This is a genomic window from Hyphomonas sp., from assembly GCF_013823385.1.
GTDB lineage: Bacteria > Pseudomonadota > Alphaproteobacteria > Caulobacterales > Hyphomonadaceae > Hyphomonas.
On record NZ_PNMA01000076.1, the window covers coordinates 1 to 4,690 of the forward strand.

A 4,690-nucleotide genomic window follows, 5' to 3' on the forward strand; every position below is an offset into this window, starting at 1 on the left:
ATGCACATGGCAGGTGGCGCATGAGCAGCACCCGCCGCACAGGGCCAGCAGTTCGTCGAAACCGTTGTCGCGAATGATCTCCATCAGCGTCAGACCGGCTTCGGCCTCCACTTCCTTGCTGTTGCCAGAACGGTCGATCACATTGATTTTAGCCATGTCTTGCTCCGAAGAAATTATCTGACTTCAACTTCGACCGGGAAACGATCGAAGTAAAACTGGAAATGCTGGCGGATGTCCTCGGCGGTAATGCCGAAGTCGCCCTCCAGGTTGAAACGCACCTTGCCTTTCACTGCCGGATCATGATCTTTGTGGTACTGGTGCAGGGTCTTGAGAGTGGCCTCGTCCAGCGGGATCTCCGCCATGTCGTAGATCCGTTGCAGGATCGGGTCAGGGTCCTTGATCCACTGGTGGAAATAAACGTCGATCGTCTGGTCTTCGGGCAGGCAGTCGCGATCCTTCACGCAGCGTGAAAGCAAGGTCTTGTAGCGATCGATCCAGTAGCCCTTCGGCTCTTCAGGATCGCTCTTCGTGCGCAGCACGCGCGAGGCATAGAGCCACATCGACAAGGTCGAACGGATCGAGCCAACCGGGTCGCGGTGCGTGATCACGAATGTCGCATCGGGAAAGGTCTTGTTGAGAACCGGCAGTTGTTCCATGTGCTGCGGGCACTTGATCACCCAGCGGTTCGGTCCTTTGAGGAAGGTCAGGACCTGCAGGCCCTTCTTCAGGTAGGCATAGGTGCCGCTCTGGTCGTGCGAGAGGTAGTAATCGCGCCACCTTGGCACCAAGGCCAGCCATTCGAGCAGGTAGGATGAAAAATCGAGCGCCTGCAGCTCGATATCCTCGCTGATATGGTCGGGCGAGAATTCGTGCATGTAATTCATCATCGGCAGCACCGCTTCCTGCTGCTGCCACCCTGCCTCCGCCTTGGTCCAGCGCGGGTTGGGATCGTCCGGCGAAGGCTCGTCCTCTGCCGTGGGGACCGGGGCGATGGCTTCCCACCAAGGCAGCGAGCGCAGCCGCTTGTCGGCCGAAAGCAGGCCCAGCAAATGGGTTGTCCCCGAACGCGGCGGACCAGCCACGATGATCGGACGATCGATTTCGATGTCGAGTATTTCCGGGTGGCGCTTGCAGATGTCTTCCACGCGCAGGCGGTCGGCGGCATAGCGCACGAACATGGTCCACAGCCCTGCGCGGCCAACGGGTGAGAGGAATTCATCCTCGTCAACACATTCGCACCACAGGTCCAGCCGCTCGACAAAATCCAGCGCGCCGAAATCATCGAGGCTGGTCTGGGCCTTGGCTGCACCCATGATGGCGGCAGAGGAGAAATCGAGACTGGCTTGCGAAGCGGCGGCAAGGGCGGCCTTTTGCGCTTCGTCCAGCACGGGCGCGCGCATGTCCTTGATCTCGAACACCTGGCCCTTGGCGGCTTGCGTCATTCGCTTCTACTCCCTCGCCACATCCTGTCTCCGATATCTCGTAGATGCGGAGGCGGGTAATCTTTGCCCTACCGAAAGATATGCTGCGCGACTGGCAAATGCCGTTAGGTCGAATGGGGAGAGGATATTGTCGCGATGACAGACAAGCTGTTCGATCTGACGGGTAAGGTGGCGCTGGTAACCGGCGCCAACTCCGGTCTGGGCTTCGGCTTTGCCGAAGGGCTGGCGCGGGCTGGAAGCGACCTGGTTATTTGGGGTCGGCGCAAGGAAGCGAATGACCAGGCAGCCGAAAAGCTGCGCGCGTTGGGCGTCAAGGTTCATTCCGCCGAAGTGGATGTGACCGACGAGGCGCAGATCGTTGCCGGCGTGGCCGATGCACTGGCCGCAATGGGGCGCATAGATACCGTGGTCGCCAATGCCGGGATCGCCAGCGCCAAGCCATTCATCCAAATGGATGCCGCCACCTACAACTCGCTGATGGCCGTGAACCAGCACGGGGTGGTGTTTACTTTGCGTGAAGTGGCGAAACACATGGTTGCCCGCGCCGAGGCAGGCGATCCGGGCGGTTCGATGATCCTGTGCGGCAGCGGTTCCATATTCCAGGGCGTGCCCACGCTGACGCATTATGGCGCGGCCAAGGGGGCGCTGGCGGCCTTGTCAAAAGGGCTCGCCGCCGAACTCGGGCCGCAAGGTATTCGCTGCAACGTCATCGCGCCTGGCTTTATCATTACCGAAATGACCATGGCCGATCCGGAGTACGGCCAGATGCTGGCCGATGCCGTTGCCGCCAAGGCGCCCATAGGGCGCGCCGGCACGCCCGACGATCTGTGGGGCGCGGTGGTTTATCTCGCCAGCGATCTTTCGCGCTATCATACCGGCGACACGCTGGTGATCGATGGCGGGAAAATGTTCAACAACTAGGAGCGTCCATCGTGTTTTCCCGCCCGAAGGCAAGGCATAGCCAGAACGCCTATGTGACTAACGATCTCGATCGCGCGCTGTCCATTTGGCGGGATGATTACGGAGTTCCCGAATTCTACGTGTTCGAGAATGATACGCCGGGTCTGGTCTCGTCACCAGAATACCGGATGAAGATCGCACTGGCCAATGTCGGCGGAATGGAAATCGAACTGATCGAGCCCCTGCCCGGACTTGCCCCCATGCACGCCGAAGTTCTGCCGCAGGACGGCAGCTTTGCAATGTGCTTCCATCACGCTGCCCTGCGGGTCGACGGCGAGCTTGGAGATTTCGAGGAATACATGGCCTCGCTCGATCCCGCTGTACATCCGGTTGTGTGGAGCGGTGGGCTGGGAGACCTGATGCGTTACACCTACACTGATGAGCGCGCGACCCTGGGCCATTACCTGGAGCACGTCTGGTTCGATGCCAGAATGTACGAACAGATGGCCTCCGCCATTCCAGTTTATCCCACGCGTTGAGCATGGCTCTTGCACTCCTCAATTTTCGCGACCTCGGCGGCATGCAGGCTCAGGGTGGCCTGGTGCGCAGCGGCGCGCTGTTCCGTGCGGAAGGCCCGGCCAATTTCTCACCGGAACATGAGGCAGAGCTGAAATCGCTGGGGATTGGTTACATCTTCGATCTGCGTTCCGCGAAAGAGCGCGAAGCCCATCCGCACGATTGGCAGGATGCGGATTGCCGCTGGCTGGGCCTCGATGTGAACGCAGACCTGCGGGTGTTCGGCCATGACGGCCGCGAACGCCTGAGCCTTGGCGAAGATGTGCAACTGGCGATCGATATCATGTGCGAAACCTATCGCGAGATTCCCGATGCGCTTGCGCCGCACTGGGAAACGGTTGGCACCTGCCTGCTCGAAGGCAGGCCTGCGATGGTCAACTGCACTGCCGGCAAGGATCGAACCGGTGTTGCCGTTGCCGTGCTGCTGGAGATGCTGGGAGCCCCACGCGAGGCGATCCTGAACGACTATGCCCAATCAGACATCTTTGGCGAGAACCTTCGCCGCAGCGGTTCGCTGGAGCAAGGCTTTCGTTCCAGTTTCGGATTCATGCCCAGCCCGGAACAGGTCGATGCGCTGATCGGGGTTCGCCGCGAATACTTGGCCTGCGCCTGGGAACAGATCGAAAGCAAACACAAGACCGTAGGGCGCTATCTCGTCGATGCCGGTCTTGGCGAGGACATGCAAATTGAGCTGCGACGCTTGCTGGTAACGCAAGGCGTCTCACCTTCATATCAAGGAGAATTATCATGAAAACTGGCGGTGTAATCGGCCTTGGCGGCATTGGCGGAGGCGTGGCCCAATGCCTGCAGCGGTCTGGCCAACTCTCGGCAATTTTCGATGTGCGCGAAGAAGCCGCAGAGCGGGTGCCCTGTGCGCCGCCAATGTCGGCAACACCAAAAGATCTCGCGGCGGCGTCCGATTGCGTTCTGATCGCGGTGCTCAATGGCGAGCAAACCATCGATGTGCTTTCCGGCCCCGATGGCGTTCTGGCAGCGGGCAAGCCCGGGCAGACTGTGATCCTGCTGTCGACAATCTCCATGTCTGATCTGGAAACATCGCAAAAGCTCTGCGCGGATGCCGGAGTGACGCTGATCGATTGCGGCGTAACCAACGGTCCCAAGTCGGGCGAGAACGGCCTGATCTGTCTTGCAGGCGGTAGCGAAGTGGACATGGCCAAGGCCAAGCCCATTTTCGATGGCTTTGCCGGACAGGTCATCCACATGGGTGGGCCGGGCACCGGCATGGCGGCCAAGATCGCGCGCAACACCACGTTTTTCGGCTGTATCCGGGCAGGGTACGAAGGTGCGGTAATCGCCCGCAACTACGGTGTAGACCTGAATCAGCTGCGCATGGCGCTGGCTGGTGATCCGAACGCTGGTGGCGGCCTTGAAGGCGCGCTGTCCATGGAAATCCGCCCCGATCCTGAAGGCGATGCGCAGGAAACCGGCGTCCGCAACTATTTCAAGGGGCTGATGATCAAGGATCTGGAAGTCGCCATCGAAGAGGCCGCCAAGTTCGGTGTTAGACTGCCGATGATCGAGCTGATCCGCGAAAACGCCGATTCCACCTCTGGCCTGGAATATCGCAAGGGCCAGCCGCTCGATTGAGCGTGGGTACATACAAGTCGAGGAAATACACATGAGTGAAAATGCTTGGGACAAGGGACTAGAGGTTTTCGATGCTGTTTATGGAGACGGCTTTTCCGCGATGATGAAGGGGCAGGAAAACAACCGCTTTTCACGCGAGATTATAGAGAACCAGTTCGGCAACC

General features: G+C 59.8%; 5 protein-coding genes and 1 pseudogene. 4 read left to right on the plus strand and 2 right to left on the minus strand.

Annotated features, from left to right (window positions below; all coding sequences use genetic code 11):
- Both C0456_RS21000 and C0456_RS19535 read right to left on the minus strand, forming a co-directional pair.
- A pseudogene (locus C0456_RS21000) lies at window positions 1-156 on the minus strand (ferredoxin); the annotation flags it as partial.
- Between the two features lie 17 nt (window positions 157-173).
- Window positions 174-1,442: a sulfotransferase gene (locus tag C0456_RS19535; RefSeq protein WP_067399204.1), complete on the minus strand. Its 1,269-nt coding sequence runs from the start codon at window positions 1,440-1,442 to the stop codon at window positions 174-176.
- 135 nt (window positions 1,443-1,577) lie between these two features.
- Here C0456_RS19535 and C0456_RS19540 point away from each other — a divergent pair, with 135 nt between their 5' ends.
- The 4 genes from C0456_RS19540 to C0456_RS19555 are packed head-to-tail and all read left to right on the plus strand — an operon-like array spanning window position 1,578 to window position 4,526.
- The gene (locus tag C0456_RS19540) at window positions 1,578-2,363 is read left to right on the plus strand and encodes an SDR family oxidoreductase (protein ID WP_067399207.1); all 786 of its coding nucleotides are present in this window, start codon (window positions 1,578-1,580) and stop codon (window positions 2,361-2,363) included.
- 11 nt (window positions 2,364-2,374) lie between these two features.
- Window positions 2,375-2,881: a VOC family protein gene (locus tag C0456_RS19545; RefSeq protein ID WP_067399210.1), complete on the plus strand. Its 507-nt coding sequence runs from the start codon at window positions 2,375-2,377 to the stop codon at window positions 2,879-2,881.
- 2 nt (window positions 2,882-2,883) lie between these two features.
- Complete coding sequence (locus C0456_RS19550) at window positions 2,884-3,669, plus strand: tyrosine-protein phosphatase (protein ID WP_067399213.1); 786 nt, start codon at window positions 2,884-2,886, stop codon at window positions 3,667-3,669.
- The gene (locus C0456_RS19555; protein WP_067399216.1) at window positions 3,666-4,526 is read left to right on the plus strand and encodes an NAD(P)-binding domain-containing protein; all 861 of its coding nucleotides are present in this window, start codon (window positions 3,666-3,668) and stop codon (window positions 4,524-4,526) included. The genes C0456_RS19550 and C0456_RS19555 overlap by 4 nt, the downstream gene beginning before the upstream one ends.
- Window positions 4,527-4,690: the final 164 nt, after the last annotated feature.

Coding starts and splice junctions, on each gene's coding strand:
- C0456_RS19535 (WP_067399204.1), bottom strand. CDS start 1,442: ATGACGCAAGCCGCCAAGGGCCAGGTGTTCGAGATCAAGGACATGCGC.
- C0456_RS19540 (WP_067399207.1), top strand. CDS start 1,578: ATGACAGACAAGCTGTTCGATCTGACGGGTAAGGTGGCGCTGGTAACC.
- C0456_RS19550 (WP_067399213.1), top strand. CDS start 2,884: ATGGCTCTTGCACTCCTCAATTTTCGCGACCTCGGCGGCATGCAGGCT.
- C0456_RS19555 (WP_067399216.1), top strand. CDS start 3,666: ATGAAAACTGGCGGTGTAATCGGCCTTGGCGGCATTGGCGGAGGCGTG.